The 19339-nt window shown below is 69.9% G+C and carries 18 protein-coding genes and 1 riboswitch; of the genes, 5 read left to right on the forward strand and 13 right to left on the reverse strand.

The features are described 5' to 3' along the window. The first annotated feature begins 80 nt into the window (after nucleotides 1–80). Nucleotides 81–1313, forward strand: coding sequence for a glycosyltransferase 87 family protein (locus ACZ7M3_RS18390; protein ID WP_472064446.1), 1233 nt, complete (start codon nucleotides 81–83; stop codon nucleotides 1311–1313). Here the strand turns inward: ACZ7M3_RS18390 and ACZ7M3_RS18395 are convergent. Beyond that, nucleotides 1274–2596, reverse strand: a complete 1323-nt coding sequence (locus ACZ7M3_RS18395) for an MATE family efflux transporter (RefSeq protein ID WP_472064448.1) — start codon at nucleotides 2594–2596, stop codon at nucleotides 1274–1276. The genes ACZ7M3_RS18390 and ACZ7M3_RS18395 overlap by 40 nt on opposite strands. A gap of 139 nt (nucleotides 2597–2735) precedes the next feature. Between ACZ7M3_RS18395 and ACZ7M3_RS18400 the strand changes: the two genes are divergently transcribed. Beyond that, on the forward strand, nucleotides 2736–3269 hold the full coding sequence (locus ACZ7M3_RS18400) for a PadR family transcriptional regulator (protein WP_472064450.1): 534 nt from the start codon (nucleotides 2736–2738) through the stop codon (nucleotides 3267–3269). Between the two features lie 15 nt (nucleotides 3270–3284). Here ACZ7M3_RS18400 and ACZ7M3_RS18405 read toward each other — a convergent pair whose 3' ends face one another. The 5 genes from ACZ7M3_RS18405 to ACZ7M3_RS18425 form a co-directional block, all read right to left on the reverse strand. Next, nucleotides 3285–4481, reverse strand: coding sequence for a hypothetical protein (locus ACZ7M3_RS18405; protein WP_472064452.1), 1197 nt, complete (start codon nucleotides 4479–4481; stop codon nucleotides 3285–3287). 48 nt (nucleotides 4482–4529) lie between these two features. Beyond that, nucleotides 4530–5561: a C40 family peptidase gene (locus ACZ7M3_RS18410; protein ID WP_472064454.1), complete on the reverse strand. Its 1032-nt coding sequence runs from the start codon at nucleotides 5559–5561 to the stop codon at nucleotides 4530–4532. Nucleotides 5562–5794: 233 nt separating this feature from the next. Next, entirely contained in the window at nucleotides 5795–6835 is a 1041-nt protein-coding gene (locus tag ACZ7M3_RS18415) for a C40 family peptidase (protein ID WP_452975684.1), read from the reverse strand. A 316-nt stretch (nucleotides 6836–7151) separates the two neighbouring features. Continuing rightward, nucleotides 7152–8501: an NYN domain-containing protein gene (locus ACZ7M3_RS18420; RefSeq protein WP_472064456.1), complete on the reverse strand. Its 1350-nt coding sequence runs from the start codon at nucleotides 8499–8501 to the stop codon at nucleotides 7152–7154. Nucleotides 8502–8535: 34 nt separating this feature from the next. Next, a complete protein-coding gene (locus ACZ7M3_RS18425; protein WP_054231545.1) occupies nucleotides 8536–8775 on the reverse strand; it encodes a hypothetical protein in 240 nt (79 codons plus the stop codon). Nucleotides 8776–8927: 152 nt separating this feature from the next. Here ACZ7M3_RS18425 and ACZ7M3_RS18430 point away from each other — a divergent pair, with 152 nt between their 5' ends. After that, nucleotides 8928–9659 (forward strand): rhomboid family intramembrane serine protease, encoded by a 732-nt coding sequence (locus ACZ7M3_RS18430; protein WP_120987272.1) that lies wholly within the window; start codon nucleotides 8928–8930, stop codon nucleotides 9657–9659. Beyond that, nucleotides 9656–9937 (forward strand): Lrp/AsnC family transcriptional regulator, encoded by a 282-nt coding sequence (locus ACZ7M3_RS18435; protein ID WP_054231546.1) that lies wholly within the window; start codon nucleotides 9656–9658, stop codon nucleotides 9935–9937. Before ACZ7M3_RS18430 ends, ACZ7M3_RS18435 begins: the two co-directional genes overlap by 4 nt. Before the next feature lie 72 nt (nucleotides 9938–10009). Here ACZ7M3_RS18435 and ACZ7M3_RS18440 read toward each other — a convergent pair whose 3' ends face one another. The 6 genes from ACZ7M3_RS18440 to ctaE all read right to left on the reverse strand — a co-directional run bounded on the left by ACZ7M3_RS18440 (nucleotide 10010) and on the right by ctaE (nucleotide 17314). Beyond that, nucleotides 10010–11386 (reverse strand): aminotransferase class V-fold PLP-dependent enzyme, encoded by a 1377-nt coding sequence (locus tag ACZ7M3_RS18440; RefSeq protein ID WP_472064458.1) that lies wholly within the window; start codon nucleotides 11384–11386, stop codon nucleotides 10010–10012. A gap of 193 nt (nucleotides 11387–11579) precedes the next feature. Beyond that, nucleotides 11580–11696, reverse strand: a riboswitch (SAM riboswitch). Between the two features lie 177 nt (nucleotides 11697–11873). Further along, entirely contained in the window at nucleotides 11874–12938 is a 1065-nt protein-coding gene (gene trpD / locus ACZ7M3_RS18445; protein ID WP_355308458.1) for an anthranilate phosphoribosyltransferase, read from the reverse strand. Nucleotides 12939–13093: 155 nt separating this feature from the next. Beyond that, complete coding sequence (qcrB, locus tag ACZ7M3_RS18450) at nucleotides 13094–14734, reverse strand: cytochrome bc1 complex cytochrome b subunit (protein ID WP_355308459.1); 1641 nt, start codon at nucleotides 14732–14734, stop codon at nucleotides 13094–13096. After that, entirely contained in the window at nucleotides 14731–15795 is a 1065-nt protein-coding gene (qcrA, locus tag ACZ7M3_RS18455; protein WP_351313153.1) for a cytochrome bc1 complex Rieske iron-sulfur subunit, read from the reverse strand. The genes qcrB and qcrA overlap by 4 nt, the downstream gene beginning before the upstream one ends. Further along, nucleotides 15792–16601, reverse strand: a complete 810-nt coding sequence (qcrC, locus tag ACZ7M3_RS18460; RefSeq protein WP_351313151.1) for a cytochrome bc1 complex diheme cytochrome c subunit — start codon at nucleotides 16599–16601, stop codon at nucleotides 15792–15794. Before qcrC ends, qcrA begins: the two co-directional genes overlap by 4 nt. 92 nt (nucleotides 16602–16693) lie before the next feature. Continuing rightward, complete coding sequence (gene ctaE, locus ACZ7M3_RS18465) at nucleotides 16694–17314, reverse strand: aa3-type cytochrome oxidase subunit III (protein WP_355434626.1); 621 nt, start codon at nucleotides 17312–17314, stop codon at nucleotides 16694–16696. Nucleotides 17315–17507: 193 nt separating this feature from the next. Between ctaE and ACZ7M3_RS18470 the strand changes: the two genes are divergently transcribed. Next, on the forward strand, nucleotides 17508–17909 hold the full coding sequence (locus tag ACZ7M3_RS18470) for a response regulator (RefSeq protein ID WP_355308460.1): 402 nt from the start codon (nucleotides 17508–17510) through the stop codon (nucleotides 17907–17909). A gap of 62 nt (nucleotides 17910–17971) precedes the next feature. Here ACZ7M3_RS18470 and ACZ7M3_RS18475 read toward each other — a convergent pair whose 3' ends face one another. After that, the gene (locus tag ACZ7M3_RS18475; RefSeq protein WP_472064461.1) at nucleotides 17972–19234 is read right to left on the reverse strand and encodes a L,D-transpeptidase; all 1263 of its coding nucleotides are present in this window, start codon (nucleotides 19232–19234) and stop codon (nucleotides 17972–17974) included. Nucleotides 19235–19339 lie beyond the last annotated feature (105 nt).

The raw sequence follows: 19339 nt of genomic DNA on the forward strand, positions 1-19339 counted from the left end.
GTTTCCGCACCACCGCACCACCGCACGACCGCACGACCGCACCAGCGCAAAGACAGCCGACGAACGAGGGCCAGGTGAGCATGAAGGGCACACGGGGGGAAGGGGTTCCGTACGCGTTGCTGGGAACCTGGGGCCTGACCAGGCTTCTGCTTCTGCTCTTCGTCTCCAAGGTGTTCGTCTTCCCGGGACCGGACGTCACGAGTGACGTCTCGGTGATCTACCAGGGCTGGTACGAGATCCTGCGCACCGGCACCTTCCCGCTCGACGACGTGACCTGGCAGTACCCGCCGGCCGCCGCGCTCGCGATCCTCTCCCCCGGGCTGCTGCCCTTCCTCGACTACGCGCACGCCTTCTTCCTGCTGGCCTTCGTCGCCGACCTGGTGGTGTACGCGCTGCTCCACTACGCCGGCCGGCGCCCCGGCAAGACGCTGCGCGGCGCCTGGGTGTGGGTGATCGGCGTCCCGCTGCTCGGACCGACCGTCTACGCCCGCTACGACGTGATGGTGACGGCCGTGGCGGTCGCGGCGCTGCTCGCGGGAGCCCGCCATCCGCGGGTGATGGGCGTTCTCGTGGGCTTCGGGGCGCTGGTGAAGGTTTGGCCCGCGCTCCTGCTCCTGGGGGCCGTGAAGCGGCGCGCGTGGGCCGCGGCGGCGGTGACCGCGGGCGGGATCGCGGTGCTGTTCGGGCTGTCGATGCCCGGCGCCTTCTCCTTCCTGACCTTCCAGCGCGACCGGGGCACCGAGGTGGAGTCGCTGGGCTCCCTCGTCTTCCATGTGGGCCGGCACTTCGGCTGGGACGGTCAGGTGCTGCTCAACTACGGCTCGGTGGAGTTCCTCGGCCCGTACGTCGACGTGGTGAGCAGGCTGGCCCTGGCGCTCACCGCGATCGCCTTCGCGTGGCTGCTGCTGTGGCGGCTGCGCGCCCAGCGCTTCTCGCCGCACACGCTCGCCGACGCCGCGTTCGTGGCGGTGCTGATGTTCACGGCCACCAGCCGGGTCATCAGCCCGCAGTACATGGTGTGGCTGGTCGGGATCGGCGCGGTCTGCCTGTGCTTCCGGGGCAGTCGGATGACCCTGCCGGTCGGGCTGGTGCTGGCCGCGTGCTTCGTGACCGTCCTGGAGTTCCCGATCTGGTTCTCGCACATCGTGGGCAGCGACCGGCTGGGCATCACCCTGCTCTTCCTGCGCAACGGCCTGCTGGTGATCGCGGCCCTGCTCGCCGCGCTCGAACTGTGGTGGAGCACGGTGTCCGACCCGGCCCCGACCCTGCCCGCTCAGGCCACCCGCAGCAAGGAGCGCCTGAGCTCCCCCTGACGGCGGCGGGCGCGGGCGAGAAGCAGTCCGACGGCCGTGCACTGCACCGCCATGGACAGCGCCAGCGCCAGGCAGATCCCGGGCAGCCCGAGCCCCGACAGGGCGTACGCCAGAGGCAGCTGGACCGCGGCGCCGAGCAGTGTCACCCGCAGCAACAACGGGGCTCCCCCGCTCCCCTCGAAGACCCCGCCCAGCGCGATGAAGCAGGCCATCAGCAGCAGGTAGGGGCCGACGCAGCGCAGGAACAGCACGCCGGCGTGGGCGACCGCGTCCCCGGCTCCGAAGGCCCGCATGATCCAGGGGGCGAACGCGCCGAGCAAGACGGCCGCCACCAGGCCCACCGCCCCGGAGACGATCACCGCCTGCCGCCCGATCGCGCCCCGCTCGTCCCGGCCGGTGCCCCGGCTGTGCGCGGTCTGGATCGAGGCGGCCTGCCGCACCGCGTAGAAGGCCATGGTCGCGACGTACATGACCTTGTACGCGAGGGAGTACGCGGCCACGGCCGGCACCCCGAGCCGGGCCACGATCGCGACCAGGGCCAGCGCCCCGCCCTGGCGCACGGTGAAGTCGGCGGACATGGGCAGCCCGGTCCGCAGGGTGCGGCGCAGCGCGGGGCCGGTGGGCTCGGCGGGGCGGACGGCCGCGGCCTCGCGCAGCGACGCGTTGCGGCGCAGGGCCCGCAGGCCGACGGCGAGGGCCACGCAGCGGCACAGGACCGTGGAGGCGGCGGCGCCCCGGACGCCGTACGCGTGGATGAGCAGCGGGTCCAGGCCGAGAATCAGCCCGTTGGCCAGCAGGGCGAGGCGCATCGGGGTGCGGGTGTCACCGGCGCCCTTCAGGATGCCGTCGACGAGGTTCTGCGCGAAGAAGACGGCCATGCCCGGCAGGGAGATCCCGAAGTAGGCGACCGCCAGGGCGAGGGCGCGCCCGTCGCCGCCCAGGACCAGCCGGGCCAGCGGCTCGCGCAGCAGGTATCCGCCCACGGCGACCACGGGCGTCACGACCTCGCACAGGGCCCCTCCGCCGCGTACGGCCGCCCGGAGCGCGCCCGGATCCCGGGCCCCTCTGGCGTGGGCGACGAGGACGGTCGTACCGGAGGCGAAGACCAGGGCGACACCGAGGAGCACGTTCTCGGTGTTGGTCGCGACGGCGACGGCGGCCACGGCGGGACCGCCGAGCCGGGAGACCCAGACGGTGTTGATGATCCCGGCGGCGACGGAGGCGAGCAGGGAGAGGTACACGGGGTGGGCGAGCGATATGAGCTGCTTCCGGTTGGCGTTCACCGATGGGTCCCTCGATTCCCTTGGATTCCCTTGTTTCCTTGGTCCCTCTTGATTACCTCTTATCGAGCTACCTCGTTTAGAGGTAGCTCGATAAGAGGTACCATGGGCGCCCGGCACCCGCAAGCAAGGAGCGCCCCGCATGCTGGAGCTGTCGATCCTCGGATTCCTGTTCGAAGAGCCCTTGCACGGCTATGAGTTGAAGGAGCGCATCAAGGCGCTCAGCGGCCATGTCCGCCCGGTCAGCGACGGCGCGCTCTACCCGGCGATCACCCGCCTGGTGGCCGCAGGACAGCTGGACCAGCACACGGAGCCCGGCAGCGGCGCCGCCCCGCGTCGCATCCTGTCGCTCACCGAGAAGGGCCGTGCGGACCTCCTGGATCGGCTGCGCCACCCCAAGCAGGCCGAGATCACCGACCACGTCCGCTTCAACACCCTGCTGGCGTTCCTGCGCCACCTCCCGGACCCGCGGGAGCAGGCCGCGGTCCTGCGCCGCCGCCAGGAGTTCCTGCTGACGCCCGCGAGCTTCTTCTACCGGGACGGCGAGCCCGTACGGGCGGAGGAGGCCGGCGACCTGTTCCGGCAGGGGATGCTGCGGGTGGCGCGGGCGACGGGCGAGGCGGAGCGGGAGTGGCTCGCCGAGGCCATCGCCCGACTGGACACGGCGACGGACTGATACAGCCGAGCTGCTTCAGCCGAGCTGCGCCTTCAGGTACGCCTGCCACTGCTGCGTGAACTTCTCCGGCGTCGTGTGCAGTACGTCCCGCAGCGCGCCCTCGACGGCCCCCGGCCGCTTCTTGTGGTCACCGACGGCCCGGTAGAACTCGTTCAGCCGGACCTCGCCCCAGTGGTCGGCGATCAGCCTGCAGGCCATCCAGCCGCCCTCGTACGCCCGCGCCAGCCGCGCCGCGTCCCCGGCGAACCCGAAATCCTTGTCGTCCGGCAGCGCGGCCGGTACGTGCCCGTCCAGCACCGCCCGCTCCAACTCCGGCGCCGCCTGCGTCGCCGTACGGCCGCTGCCGCGGTAGCCGACCCAGTCCGCGAAGCCCTCGGAGAGCCACAGGGGTGTGGCGGCGGTGGTGTGGGCGCGGGTGGCCACGTGCGTCGTCTCGTGGGTGAGCACGACCTGCTTCCCGAAGTCGCCGAGGAGGCCGTACGCATCGGGGTTGACGATGATCCGGTCCGCGGGCGCCCTGGCCGTCCCTCCCGCCTCTCCCGTGGTGACCGCCGCGATCCCCCGGTACCCGGACGCGGGCGCCCCGAGCAGCCCCGCCATGCCCTCCAGCGACTTCGGTACGAGGACGACGACGTGCCCCGTCCAGTCCGCGCCCCAGGCGTCCGTCACGGCGGGCACGGCGCGGTCCGCGAGCCCGGCGTACGCCCGCAGCCGCTCACCGGACTGCCCGACCCCCAGGACGAGGCTGTGCGCGCCCCGTACCACCGTCACCGCCCCCTGCTCCCACAGCTGCTGACTGGCCCGCTCGGCGGGTACGTCGGAGGCGACCCGCCAGGTCCCGCCGTCGCGGACCAGGCGCAGGGTGCGGGCCGCGGTGACGGGGGCCCTGTCGTAGCCCTCGATGCGGTAGCGCAGCTCGGCGCCCGCGGTGGCGCGGTCGCCGGAGCGGTGCAGGTCCGTCAGGCGGTACGACCAGGCGGCCAGCGGGACCGCGCGCAGCCGGGCGAACTCCGCGGTCGGGCCGGACGGTTCCTCCGTGGCCCGGTACGCCGACTCGTTCCGGTCCAGGACCGCGGCCGCCCGCCGGTCGAGGACCCGCTGCACATCGGCGGACGCGGTGTCCGGGGACGGCCTGCCGCCGCAGCCCACCAGCACGGCGAGCAGCAGCACCAGGGAGCACCCCGCCCGCGACGCACGCCTTCGACCAGCCACGTTCCCGATCGTACGGCGCCCGGGTCGTACGGCGCCCGGGTGCGGGGGTCAGACGCGCGTCACGGACGAGATGGGCATCATGCCCACCGGGTCGTAGCGCACCGGCGCGCCCGGGTAGGGCGCGTGGATCACCTGACCGTTGCCCACGTACATCGCGACATGACTCGCGTCGGAACGGTAGGTGACGAGGTCGCCGGGCTGCGCCTGGGAGAGCGACACCTGCCGTCCGGCGTAGCGCTGTTCCTGGGAGGTGCGCGGCAGACCGATGCCCGCCTGCCGGTACGACCACTGCATGAGGCCCGAACAGTCGAATCCGCCGGGCCCGTTGGCGCCCCACATGTAGGGGCGGCCGAGTGCGGAGCGGGCCGCGGCGAGGGCGGCGGCGGCGCGCCCCGAGGCGGGCGTGACACTGCCGAGTTCGGGCAGGTCGGAGCGTCCGGAGCGGGAGGCCCGGCCGTAGGCGGCGCGCTCGGCGGACGGCAGCGAGTTGAGCAGTATGCGGGCCTTGGCGAGTTTCCGCTCGACGGTCCGCTTGTGCCGGGCGGCGGCCATGGTGCTCTTCTCCAGCTCGGCGAGTTCGGCGGTCGCCTCCTCGCGCTCCTGGGCGAGGTCGCGCATGGCGAGCTGGAGGTCCTTGAGTTCGCCCGCCTGGTGGGCGTTGATCCGGTCGAGCGCGGCGGCCTTGTCGAGGTACTCGGCGGGGCTGTCGGAGAAGAGCAGCGCCAGGGAGGGGTCGAGGCCGCCCGCGCGGTACTGGGCCCCGGCGAGCGAACCGAGCGCGTCCCGCATGGCGTTGATGCGGTCCTGCTGCCGGGCGATGCGGTCCTGTGCCGTGCTCACCTCTTTGCGCAGGACTCCCGCGCTCTCGTCGGCCTTGTTGAACGCCTCGGTTGCCTTCTCCGCCTGGGTGTACAGGCGGTCCACCTCGGCCCGGGTGTCGTCCTTCGGTGCTGCGGCGGCCGGTACGGCCCCGAGGGCGGCGGCCGCGACGGACATCACGGTCACGGCGATGCCGGCGATGCCCGCGGCGCTGACGCCCCGGTCGAACCCGGACGGTGGACGGCGGCGATGGGACCCCACGAGTAGCCGCTCTCCCTTCCGCTGACGGTCCCCCGGAGTTGGGGGAAACGCGCCAGACAGTAGCCGTGCGACCACGCACCGACCAAAGACCTCCAGGGCCGCACAACGCGGCGCCCCGCCGGAGACGCAGGTCACCGACGGGGCGTGGGGTCAGCGGGAGTTACCGCGATTCGCCCGTTCGGGCGGCATGTCGAGGGGCCTCGAAAGGATCTCGGAGGGTTCGGGGAGCCGGATCAGACCCGGACGCCGAACTGGAACGCCCCGCCGATGGTGCTCATCGACTCGTAGCGCACGACGGTTCCGGTGCGCGGGGCGTGCAGCACCTGGCCGTTGCCCGCGTAGAGGCCGACGTGGTGCAGGTCGCCGAAGAAGAAGACCAGGTCGCCGACCTGCAGATCGCTCTGCGAGTAGATGCGGGTGCCGATGGTCGCCTGCGACTCCGAGGTGCGCGGGATGGAGACACCGGCCTGGGCGTACGACCACGAGGTGAAGCCCGAGCAGTCGAAGGAGCCGGGGCCGGTGGCGCCGTAGACGTACGGCGTGCCGATCTTGCTCTGTCCGGCGGAGAACGCGGCACCGGCGCGCCCGGACGCGGGCGTACCGGGGTCGCCGAGAACGGTGCGCTCGCTGGCGCGGGTGGCGCGGGACTGCTGCGCGTCCAGAGCCGCCTTCTCCTTGGCCGTCAGGGAGTTGAGGAGCTTCTGCGCCGCGGCGAGCTTGGTCTGGACCGTCTTCTTCTGCTTGGCCAGTTCCGTACGGGTGTCGGCGAGGTCCTTGAGCTTCGCAGAGGCTTCCTGCCGCTGCTGGGCGAGCGAACGCTGCTTCTCCTGGACCTTCTTCAGCGCCTCGACCTGCTGACTGCTCAGCTGGTCCATCGCGGACGCCTTGTCCAGGTAGTCGTCCGGGTCCGAGGAGAGGAACAGCGCCACGGAGGGGTCGATGCCGCCGGTGCGGTACTGGGCGCTGGCCATCGAACCGAGCCCGTCGCGCAAGGCGTTGAGCTCGTCCTGGCCGCGGGCCACGTTGTCCTGCAGGGTGCTGATTTCCTTCTCCAGCTTGTCCTGCTTCTCCTTGGCCCCGTCGAGCTTCTCGGTGGCCTGCTCGGTCTCCTCGTAAAGCTTGTCGACCTTGCTCTTGACCTCGTCCTTGCTCGGCTTCTCGCTGGGCGCGGCGTTGGCGGCGTTGGCGCTGAGGACAACGGCAGCGGCTGCGGCGGTGGTGAGCACGGTCACACGGGTGCGGCTCGGCTGCTTGGGTCGACGGTGGGACGCCACGAAGGCGAGCTCCTTCTTCCTCCAGCCGCCTGCCGAGACGCCGACGGGCGGTGTCCCCCCACCGTCACTCCCAATGAGTGATCACCCGAGTGGAGGTTCGAGCCCAGACCCTAGTGACCTTCCTGTGATCAGTTCAAATCCAAACCTGAAAATTCTTAGTCGCCCAGCGCATTCTTTACACTCAACTCACCTGCAGTGATGTGGGGCTGACGCTACGTTGCGTGAAAGTTTCGCCAATTCGGGCACAACGCCCGGATGTTATGGATGGGACGTACGAGCCCTTTGGGGCGTACGACGCAGATCGCCGACGACTGTTTCAGCCGCGCGAAAAGCGCTTGAGAAGCACCACGGAGGCCACCGGGCGAGCGCCGGCCTTGGCGATCCCGTCGGCCACCTCACGGTCGGTGGAGACCACGATGACGGGCCGCCCGGGCGGCTCGGCGCGCACCAGCTGGCGGATCAACTCGTCCGCCGTGACCCCCGCCTTGGAGAACAGCACCCGCACCCCGCGCGGCGGCGCGAGCAGCACGGGCGCCGCCAGCTCGGCCCCGTCGAAGACACAGGTCACCTCGGCCCCGGTCTGCGCGGCGAGCTGCGAGAGCTGCCCCAGCAGCCTGAGCCGCTGCTTCTCCAGCGGCATCTGCGGATAGCCGGTCTTGGTGACGTTGTAGCCGTCGACGACCAGATGCGCCTGCGGCAGCGCGAGCAGCTGGTCGAGGATCGCGGGATCATTTTCGGACAGCGCACGGGCCGCGATGTCCTTGGGCGTCATGCGCCCCGGTTCGACCGCGTCCACGGTCTCCGCCGGCCGTACGGACACGGGCGGCAGCGCGAGCTCCCGGCGCAGCCCCTGGGCCGCCTCCAGCACGGTGTCGAGCAACAGGCGTACGCGCATGTCCTCGACGCTGCGTCCCTCGCGCGCCGCCTTGCGGGTGGCCTCCAGGGCCGCCTCGGCCTCCGAGAGCCGCGCCTTGAGCCGCCGGGTCTCGCTCTCGGCGGCGGACACCTGGGCCTGCCCGTCCGCCCGCGCGGCGTCCATCTCACCCTGCAGCTTGCGCAGCGCGGCCTCGCCCCGCTTGACGTCGCTGAGGGCGCCGCGCAACTTGCGGTGAAGCGATTCCGCTTCCCTCTTCGCGGACTCCAACTCCGTGCGCAACCGCTCGGTTTCGGCCTTGGTCTGACCACGTGCCTGCGCGAGCTCCTCGCGCAGCCGCTCCAGCTCCGCCCGGCTCTCCTCGTCCGCGCGCTCGGCGTCCGCCCGCAGGGCCTCCTCACCCGCGGCCGTCACCAGCTTCACCCAGCCCGTGGGGCGCAGCACATAGGCCGCGGCCGCCACGTCCAGCGGATCCGCGGCCGGCGGCGGCGCGCCCGAGTCGAGGGCACCGACGAGCTCGGGCTGCGCCTCTCTGAGCTTTTCGGCGATACGCTGCCGGAACAGCGGATCGGTCTCCAGCGCGGCGGCCATGGCGTTGCCGGCGAACTTCGCGCGCCGATTGGGTGTGAACCGCGCATACTGCCGCAATTGGGCGGGCAGTTCGGCGACGGTCAACCCGCCGAAGCCGTCCGACACGATCTGTACGACCCGTCGGCGCACCCCGTCGGGCAGCGGACGGTCGAGCACCTCAGCGGCGCCGTCGTCCGGCTCCCCGCCTGTGGTCTCCACCATCCGTCACCCCAATGTCTGTGCGGGGCCCGCTCCCTCAGGAGCCGGCACCCGGCCTGTCCACCAGTTCCACCTGGTCCACCGCGTTGCACCACCGGCAGCGCACCGACTCGATGGTCTCACTGACCACCTTGCGCTCCTCGACGTTCGGCTCACCGGCCAGGTCGAGGTGCACATACTCGACGACCTTGGACGAGCGGGTCACGTCGAATCGCGTGAGGTTGCCGCAGAGTGTGCAGCGCCAGCGAGTCTCGGCGGTCGGGAGGGGAACCGTCATGTGGCAGTCGCTTTCCTTCTAGTGTCCGTCCGGCACCGGTCTCCGGCGCGTGTGGCTCGTTACCCTACGGCCTGGCGGGTACTCGACGCTCGGCCGTCCATGGCGGCGAGGCACTCTGTGCGCATCGGTCCGGTTACGTCATGCTCTGTTCCATGATCAGCACCTGGGGTACGGCGGTCGGCAGGACGATGCGCGGTCAGTCCGCGCCGGTGACGTACGGGCTGATCTTCCTGTGCTGCCTGATCTTCCTGATCGGTCCCGCCTCGGGACTCAATCCGTCGTTCGGCACCGGGGACGCGCTGGTGGTCGCCCAGCGGGCCTACTTCCGGCGCTGGGGCGTGATCCCCGCCGAGCTCTTCGACGGGACCCCGGGCGCCTGGCTCACCCCGGCCACGGCCCTGTTCATCCACGGCAGCTGGCTCCACCTCCTGGGCAACATGCTCTTCTTCTACGTCTTCGGAGCGATGACCGAGGAACGCATGGGCCACGTCCAGTTCGCTGTCTTCTACGTGGTCTGCGGCTACCTCGCTCTGCTGGGTTACGCGATCGCCAACTCCGGCTCCGAGCAGACCCTGGTCGGCGCCTCGGGGGCGATCTCCGCGGTCCTCGGAGCGTTCCTGTACCTGTTCCCCAGGGCCCGGGTGACCAGTCTCTTCCCGTTCCTCTTCTTCCTGCCGCTGCGCTTCCCCGCCTGGGTCGTGCTGCCCTTCTGGGTGACCCTGCAATGGCTGGCGGCGGGCCGCAGCCCCTCGGGCCCCGGGGTCGCCTATCTGGCCCACCTGGTGGGCTTCTCGCTGGGGTTCGTCTACGCGTGGGTGCGGTTCGGGCGGCCGACTAGAGTGAAAACCCCAGCAGCAGCCCCCGAGGGAGAAAACCAGCCGTGATCACCGCGATCGTGCTCATCAAGACCAGCGTGGACCGGATCCCCGAGATCGCCGAGTCGATCGCCGCGCTGGACAGTGTCAGCGAGGTCTTCTCCGTCACCGGTACGTACGACCTGATCGCCATGGTCCGGGTGAAGGCCCACGACGACCTGGCGGACGTCATCCCCGGCAAGATCAGCAAGATCCCCGGCGTCGAGGGGACGGACACCCACGTCGCGTTCCGCACGTACTCCCAGCACGACCTGGAGGCGGCGTTCGCCATCGGCCTCGACAGCTAGGCACAGCCGCGCGGACCCTTTGGGGATGTGGGGGCGGAGCCCCCACGCGCCCCCACGCACCCCGAGCCGATCTCAGACCGCCGGAACGCAGCGGCCGTCCTCCGTGCGGTAGTTCCACTTCGCCCCGTCCCGCACCAGTTCCTTGACCGCGCGCACGAACCGCTCCACATGCTCGTCGGGCGTACCGGCCCCGAAGCTGACGCGGATCGCGTTGAGGGACTTCTCCCCGGGCGCGGCCTCGGGCGCCCCGCACTCCCCCTGCGTCTGCGGATCGCTGCCGAGCAGCGTCCGCAGCAACGGGTGGGCACAGAAGAGACCGTCCCGCACCCCGATCCCGTACTCGGCGGACAGCGCGGCCGCGAAGTGCGAGCTGTTCCAGCCCTCGACGACGAACGAGATGACGCCGACGCGCGGGGCGTCGTCGCCGAAGAGCGACAGGACGCGGACCTCGGGCACCTCGGCCAGACCGGCGCGGACGGCCCCGATCAGCTGCTCCTCGCGGGCGACGAGCGTGTCGAAACCGGCCTCGGTCAGCGCCTTGCAGGCGGAGGCGATGGAGTAGGCGCCGATCACGTTCGGCGAACCGGCCTCGTGCCGGGCCGCACTCCCGTGCCACTCCACGTCCACACCGCCGTCCACCCGCCGCGTGACCTTGCGGCTGGCGCCGCCGCCCGCGAGATACGGCTCGGCCTCGCGCAGCCAGTCGGCGCGGCCCGCGAGCACTCCGGAGCCGAACGGCGCGTACAGCTTGTGCCCGGAGAAGGCGACCCAGTCGACGTCGAGGTCCCGCACCGACACCGGGTGGTGCGGGGCGAGCTGGGCGGCGTCCAGGACGATCCGGGCACCGTGCGCGTGGGCGGCGGCGGCCAGCTCGCGCACCGGCCACAGCTCGCCGGTGACGTTCGAGGCGCCGGTGACGCAGACCAGAGCCGGGCCGTGGCCCCCTTCGGTGGACGCCGTGCGGGCGGCGAGGGCCCGCTCCAGGGCCGTGACGGCCTCCTGCGGGGTGCGGGGCGCGTTGAGGTAGGTGACGTGGGCGTCCTTCCACGGCAGCAGCGAGGCGTGGTGTTCCGTCTCGAAGACGAACACCTGGCAGTCGGCCGGAAGCGTGGCGGCGAGCAGGTTGAGGGAGTCGGTGGTGGAGCGGGTGAAGACGACCTGGTCGTCGCCCCGGCAGTCGAGGAACTCCGCGACGGTCCTGCGGGCGTTCTCGAAGAGGTCGGTGGACAGCTGGGAGAGGTACCCGGCGCCGCGGTGCACGCTGCCGTAGTACGGGGCGTACGCGGCGACGTCGTCCCACACCCGCTGGAGGGCGGGGGCGCTGGCGGCGTAGTCGAGCGCGGCGTAGGTGACCTCACCGCCGGTCACGAGCGGGACGGTGACGTCTCGGCCCAGAACGGGCAAAGGGGCACAAAGGGTCTGGTCGGCGGCAGCGGTGGAGACAGACATGGCGAGCTCCTGTGAGAGGCAGGCGGAATCGCTGCGCGGGCCGGGTGCACGGGGGTATCGCTGTGCACCCGCGCGGCTCGGCGCAGGGAGAAAAGGCAAAAGGGGTGTGCGGAGGCGGGGCTCTACGCCCTATCGCATTCGCTTGCTCACAGAAGGCTCCCTCGAACGACCAGGACCCCTGGGATTCTCGAGGGGTCCGCGCTTGCCGTAGACCTCGCTGCCTACGGCCTGGTCTTCACCCGGGGCACCCCGCCACGGACGGAGGGTTGCCGGACAGCCGGCCGGGGCCTGATGGCTGTCGCTCATGACCTGATACGGCATCCTGCCACAAGATCTTCCCCCCGCAACCCCGCTGTCCGCATACCGGGACGTCGAGCGGGAGCGGCACCCGGACCCCCAAAAAAGATCGCGCAGTTCCCCGCGCCCCTTTTGGGGGCGCGGGGAACCGCGCGGGCAACCCCCACCGGCCCGCGGACGAACAACCCGACTACGACTGGCTCGCAGCCACCCAGCGTTCCAGCGTCCGCTTCGCCGCCCCCGAGTCGATCGCCTGCGCCGCCTTCGCCATCCCGGCGCGGAGCTGGTCCGCGAGCGGCGCGTCGGTCGGGGACAGGGCGACGAGGGCCGCCGCGGAGTTCAGCAGCACAGCGTCCCGTACGGGCCCCGTCTCGCCGCCCAGCAGGCGACGGGCGACGTCCGCGTTGTAGGACGCGTCGGCGCCGCGCAGGGCCTCCACGGGGACGAGTTCGAGGCCGACGTCACGTGGGTCGAAGCGCTCCTCGGTGACCTTGCCGTCGCGGACGACCCAGACCCGGGACGTCGCGGTGGTGGTCAGCTCGTCCAGGCCGTCGTCGCCGCGGAAGACGAGCGAGGAGTTGCCGCGCTCGGCGAACACGCCCGCCACGATCGGCGCCATGCGCAGGTCCGCGACTCCGACGGCCTGCGCCTTCACCCGCGCCGGGTTCGTCAGCGGACCCAGCACGTTGAACGTGGTCCGGATCCCCAACTGCCCCCGCGCCGCGGCGACATGACGCAGCGCCGGGTGGAACTTCACCGCGAAGCAGAAGGTGATCCCGGCCTCCTCCGCGACCTCGGCCACCCGCTTCGTCGTCAGGTCCAGATTGACGCCGAGCTTCTCCAGGACGTCCGAGGCACCGGACGCGGAGGAAGCGGCCCGGTTGCCGTGCTTGACGACCTTGGCGCCGGTCCCGGCCACGACGATCGACGACATCGTGGAGATGTTCACCGTCTTCGCGCCGTCACCGCCCGTACCGACGATGTCGACGGTGTCCCCCGGCACCTCGATCACATTGGCGTGCTCGTACATCGTCCGGACCAGACCGGAGATCTCCTCGACCGTCTCACCCTTGGCCCGCAGCGCCACCGCGAACCCGGCGATCTGCGCGTCCGTCGCCTCGCCACTCATGATCCGGTCCATCGCCCAGGCCGTGTCGTCCGCGCTCTGGTCGCGGCCCTCGAGCAGGCCGTTCAGCACCACGGGCCAGGAACGGCCCGCCGCGGTGTTGCCTCCAGCGGGGTTCACAGCGCTCATAAGCCGCTCCTGGGTCCGTCGTCCCGGCAAAGGGACTCCTTGTGTAGATGGGAACACCCTATCCAGGCCCGGAGACGGCAAAGAGCCCCCGTCCAGGCAATGGACGGAGGCTCTCGCCGTGGCGATCAGTGAAGACCGGTCAACCGGTCGGAAGATCAGTGGTGGCCGTGGCCGCTCGTGATCTCCTTGTACTCCTCGACCGTGGGCTTGGGGATCTGGCTGTCCTCCCCGTAGAAGCCCTCGCTGAGCTTGGAACGCAGGCGCTCCGTGCCCTTCACCTTGCGCTCGACACCGTTCTCGTCGACCGTCGCGCCGATCTCGGCGGGCTGGTACTGCTCGTGCGCGGTGAGCGTGTGCAGGGCGTCCTGACTGAGCGGCTCGTGCACCTCGATGAACTCACCGTGAGGCAGGCGCTTGATGATGCCCGACTCGCGGCCGTGCAGCACCTTGTCCTTGTCGCGGCGCTGGAGGCCGAGGCAGACCCGCTTGGTGATGACGAACACGATGACCGGCACGACGAAGAAGCCGATGCGCACGAACCAGGTGATCGAGTTGATCGACAGGTGGAAGTGCGTGGCCCAGATGTCGTTGCCACCACCGACGAGCAGGACGAAGTACCAGCTGATCCAGGCGGCACCGAACGCGGTCCGGGTCGGGACGTTGCGCGGGCGGTCCAGGATGTGGTGCTCACGCTTGTCGCCGGTGACCCAGGACTCGATGAACGGGTAGACCGCGATCGCGACCAGGACCAGCGGGAAGATCACCAGCGGGATGAACACGCCCAGCACGAGCGTGTGACCCCAGACGTTGATCTCCCAGCCCGGCATGACACGGATCAGGCCCTCGGAGAAGCCCATGTACCAGTCGGGCTGGGCGCCCGTGGACACCATGTCCGGACGGTAGGGGCCCATGGTCCAGATCGGGTTGATCGAGGCGATCGCCGAGATGGCCGCGATGACACCGAAGACCAGGAAGAAGAAGCCTCCGGCCTTGGCCATGTAGACCGGCAGCAGCGGCATGCCGACGACGTTGTTGTTCGTCTTTCCGGGGCCCGCGAACTGCGTGTGCTTGTGGTAGAAGACCAGGATCAGGTGGCCGACCACCAGGCCGAGCATGATGCCCGGCAGCAGCAGGATGTGGACCGAGTAGAACCGCGCGACGAAGTCGCCGCCCGGGAACTGGCCGCCGAAGAGGAAGAACGCCAGGTACGTGCCGACGATCGGCACGGACAGGACCGCGCCCTCCATGAAGCGGACACCGGTGCCGGAGAGCAGGTCGTCCGGGAGCGAGTAACCGGTGAAGCCGGTGAACATGCCCAGGACGAACAGCAGGAAGCCGAACAGCCAGTTGACCTCACGCGGCTTGCGGAACGCACCCGTGAAGAACACGCGCATCATGTGCACGAACATGCCGGCGAGGAAGACCAGCGCCGCCCAGTGGTGGATCTGCCGGACCAGCAGACCACCGCGCACCTCGAAGGAGATGTGCATGGTCGAGTTGAACGCCTCGGACATCAGCTGTCCCTGCAGGGGGACGTAGCTGCCGTGGTACGTGACCTCGTTCATCGACGGGTGGAAGAACAGCGTCAGGTACACACCCGTGAGGATGATGATGATGAAGCTGTAGAGGCAGATCTCACCCAACATGAACGACCAGTGGTCGGGGAAGATCTTGCGCATGTTGGACTTGGCCAGGGAGTAGATCCCGAGCCGTCCATCGGCCCAGTCGGCTACTTTCTCGCCGGCCGGGGCCTTCTCGCGCGAGGGGCGCGAGTCGGAGGTGGTGGTAGTGCTCATCCGCGCTCCCAGAAGGCAGGACCGACGGGCTCTTCGAAGTCGCCGAGCGCTTCGAGGTAGCCCTGTTCGTTCACACCGATGCGCAGCTGCGGCAGGGCGTGACCGGCCGGGCCGAAGATCACTCGGGCACCGTCGGAGAGGTCGAAGGTGGACTGGTGGCAGGGGCAGAGCACGTGGTGCGTCTGCTGCTCGTACAGGGAGATCGGGCAACCGACGTGGGTGCAGATCTTCGAGTACGCCACGATGCCCTCGTGCGACCAGGCGAGCTCACGCTTGTCCTTGATGTTCTCCGGCTGGAGCCGGACGATCATCAGGGCCGCCTTGGCGATCTGGAGCTGGAAGTCCTCGTCGTGCTCCTCCAGGCCCTCGGGCTTGGCGAAGGTGAGCGAGCCGACGGCGACGTCGGAGGCGCGCAGCGGCTCGTTCGTGTTCATGTTGACGAGCAGCTTGCCCTTGGACCAGAGCGTGTGGCGCAGCTTGGTGCCGGGCAGCGGGCCCAGGTCGCGCAGCAGCATGACGCCGGAGAGCGGGAACAGGGCCAGCGCGCCGAACATCGTGTTGCGGATCAGCTTGCGGCGGCCGAGCGCGGACTCCTTGGCGCCCTGCTTGAAGTCGGCCAGGACCTTGGCCTTGACCTCGGGCTCCGCCTCGATCGGGTGACGCTGGTCGGCGATCTCCACGTCGGACATCAGGGTGCGGGCCCAGTGGACCGCTCCCGCGCCGATCGCGAACAGCGCCACACCGAGGGTCATCCCCAGCGCGAAGTTCAGCGCGCCGATGTGCCCGAGCGGGAAGACGAAGATCGACTTGTCCCTCGGGATCGCCACGTACGAGGCGATGAAGCCGACGGTGGCCAGCATCGACAACGTGAACAGCATGGCGACGACACGCTCGGACCGCTGGGCGGCCCGCTCGTCGATGTCCTGGATGCGGGGCTCGTGGGGCGGCAGGCCCGGGTCCGCGAACGGGTTGGTCTCGTCCGCGAGGGCTACCGCGCCATGACCGTGCTCGTCGACCTGCTCAGCGGGCAGGTTCTCTTCTGGAATGTCTTGGCTACTCATGACTTCTTGGCCTTTGCGGTCCGAGCGGCGACCCAGACGGCGACGGCGACCAGGGCGCCAAGACCGAAGATCCAGCCGAAGAGGCCTTCACTGACCGGCCCGAGGCCGCCCAGCTCCAGGCCGCCGGGGCTCTCGGTGTCGTCACCGTTGACCGCGTCGAGGTACGCGATGATGTCCTTCTTGTTCTTCTCCGACAGCGTGGTGTCGGGGAAGGAGGGCATGTTCTGCGGGCCGGTCTGCATGGCCTCGTAGATGTGCTTGGGGTCGACACCCTCAAGGCTCGGCGCGAACTTGCCGTGCGTCAGCGCGCCGCCCTTGCCGGTGAAGTTGTGGCACTGCGCGCAGTTCGTACGGAAGAGCTCGCCGCCCTTGGCGATGTCCGCGCCCTCGGGGCTGACCTGGCTCTTCGTAGGCACCGTGGGACCAGCGCCCAGCGAGGCGATGTACGCCGCGAGCTGGTCGATCTCGGCCTGCGAGTAGATGACCTTCTTCTTCGGGATCTGAGCGCCCGGCTGCTGGGCCGGCATACGGCCGGTGCCGACCTGGAAGTCGACCGCCGCGGCGCCCACACCCACCAGGCTCGGCCCGTCGGAGGACCCCTGACCGCCGGTTCCGTGGCAGCTGGCGCAGCCCACGGAGTAGAGCTTCTTGCCCTCGTCGATGGCAAGGGACTGGGCGGTCGTATCGGCCTGCGCCTTGCTCGCGGGTGCGAACGCGGCGTACAGCCCCCCGGTGGCCGCCAGCGCGAGGAGTAGGACGACGACCGCCGCCAGCGGATGGCGTCGTCGTGCGGAGAGCTTTTTCACGGATTACCCCGGTGTCAGGATCTTCTGCGTCGATGCTTCTGGGAATGGATCGGTTCGTCGCGTGCGATCGGTTCGCCGCGGACGCCGCCCGGTTACTTGATCATGTAGATCGTGGCGAAGAGGCCGATCCAGACGACATCGACGAAGTGCCAGTAGTAGGACACGACGATGGCTGCGGTTGCCTGCTCGTGAGTGAACCTCTTGGCCGCGTAGGTGCGACCGAGGACAAACAGGAAGGCGATGAGTCCACCCGTCACGTGCATGCCGTGGAAACCGGTGGTCAGGTAGAACACCGAGCCGTACGGGTCGGAGGAGAGCGAGAGCCCGTCCTTCTTGACCAGCTCGGTGTACTCGAAGATCTGACCGCCGATGAAGATCGCACCCATCACGAACGTGACGGTGAACCACATCCGGAGCTTCTTCACGTCCCCGCGCTCGGCGGCGAACACGCCGAGCTGGCAGGTCAGGGAGGAGAGCACCAGGATCGTGGTGTTCGTGGCCGAGAACGGGAAGTTGAGATGGCTCGCCATCTCCTTCCAGTGATCCGGTCCGGTCACCGATCGCAGGGTGAAGTACATCGCGAAGAGGGCCGCGAAGAACATCAGCTCGGAACTCAGCCAGATGATGGTTCCGACGCTGGTGAGGTTCGGTCGATTGACCGACGGGTGCGCGTGCCCGGTTTCTACTGTCGTTGCTGTCGCCACGACCGACATTATGTCGGTCGCTTATCCCGCCCTCACGCCCGGGGGTGCCGTTCGGGGTGTTGATGGGGTGTGTCCAGCCCGTATGGCCCATCGAAGCCCTGTCCGAACCGGTGTTGACGGGGTGTTCGAGGGGGTAGCATCCGCGCCATCGGTACCAGGAGTTCCCGAGCAATGCCGTGCTTCTTAGATGCGTGGAGGAACAATGCAGCCGACCGCCACGGTGCTGGTCTACAGCGACGACTCCAACACCCGGGAGCAGGTGCGACTGGCGACCGGCCGCAGACCGGCCCCCGATGTCCCCCAGGTCGAGTTCATCGAGTGCGCCACGCCCGCCGCCGTCCTGACGGAGCTGGACAAGGGCGGGATCGACGTCTGTGTGCTGGACGGCGAGGCGGTTCCGATGGGCGGCATGGGTGTCTGCCGGCAGATCAAGGACGAGATCTTCAACTGCCCGCCGGTGCTGGTGCTCATCGGGCGGCCCCAGGACGCCTGGCTGGCCACGTGGAGCCGTGCGGACGCGGCGGTGACCCTTCCGGTGGATCCGGTCGAGTTCGCCTCCGCGTTGGCCTCGCTGCTGCGTCGTAAGGCTTTGCAGGGCGCCTGAGAGCGCGGAGCCGCGGAAGAACACGGCCCCGCGCCCCTTCCGGGGCGCGGGACGGGTCGATCTCAAACGCTCTCCGGCCGCAGCCTCGCGCGGTCCGTCAGCTTCGGACCCTCCGGGGTGCCCGCTGTCAGGGCGCTGCCGTTGCGCCAGTCCTTCCAGGCGACGTTCCAGTCGCCGAAGCCGTTGTTGAACGGGGTCATCGCGTCGCCGTTGGAGTTCTGGACCTTCACGATGTCGCCCGGTCGGACGTTCTTGAAGAACCACTCGGCGTTGCTGGTGCTCATCCCGGTACAACCGTGGCTGACGTTGGCGGACCCCTGCTCCCCCACCGACCAGGGCGCGGCGTGCACGTACTCGCCGCTCCAGGTGACCCGGGTAGCCCAGTAGACGGGCAGGTCGTAGGAGTCCGCGCTGCCCTCGGCGATGCCGACGGTGGTACCGCGCATGCGTACGTAGGGCTCCTTGCTCAGTACGACCTTGACGCCGTTGCGGGTCTCGTAGCCCGGCTTGCCGGTGGTGACGGGGATCTGGTTGATCACCTTGTCGTTCTTGTAGATCGTCATGGAGTGCGTGGCGGCGTCCGTGACGGCGACGAAGCGGTCCCCGGTGGTGAGTGTCAGGGGCTTCGCGTCGCCGCCCCAGAGCCGGTCGGCGACCTTGATGCCCTTGAGGTTGCTGTGGGCCTGGATGGTGGCGTGGATGGGCCAGTACTCCTTGGGGCGGTAGTGCAGCGTCTTGTCGTCCACCCAGTGCCAGGCGCCCTCCGTGGCGGGCACGGAGTCGACCTTCAGGGCGCCCTCGACGATCGCGCGAGCGGCCTTGTCCTTGACCGGGGCACTGAGTTCGGCGGTGATGGGCTGACCGACGCCGTACTCGCCCGAGGCGGGCCCCAGAGTCACACCCAGGGGCTTGTTCGTGGTGGGCGCGGTGGTCTCGAAGTCGACGATCTGGCGTCCGGGGGCGCCGTCCTCGTCCTCCGTGCTCACGTGCACCGTGTAGTGGGCGCCCGCGGCCAGTGGTGAGGTGCTGTGCCATCGGGAGCCGTCGGCGGCGAGTTCGCCCGCCACATAGCGCCCCGACGCGTCGACGGCCGTCACATCGGTGATGCGCTCGTCGTCGCCCTTGGAGGTGATTTCCAGGGGCTTGTCCGGGTCGACCTTGCGGCTGTCGCCGACCACGTCGGTGAAGGAGAGCTGACCCGCCGCGTCGTACGGCCGGGCGGAGAGCGGGTGGCCGCTTCCGCCGCAGGCAGCGGCGGCCGCGCCGAGGGCGACCACCAGCGTGGTGCGGCTGACGACCGTGCGGATTCGCGGTGCGTGATTCATGGACTCACGCTATGAACACCCGTCAACCATGGCGCGGCGAGTGAGCCGTGCGGGGGATGCGACGTGCGGCAAAAGAGGAAGCCCGGACTCTCCGTCAGGAGAATC

The organism is Streptomyces sp. NPDC111656 (assembly GCF_055656965.1).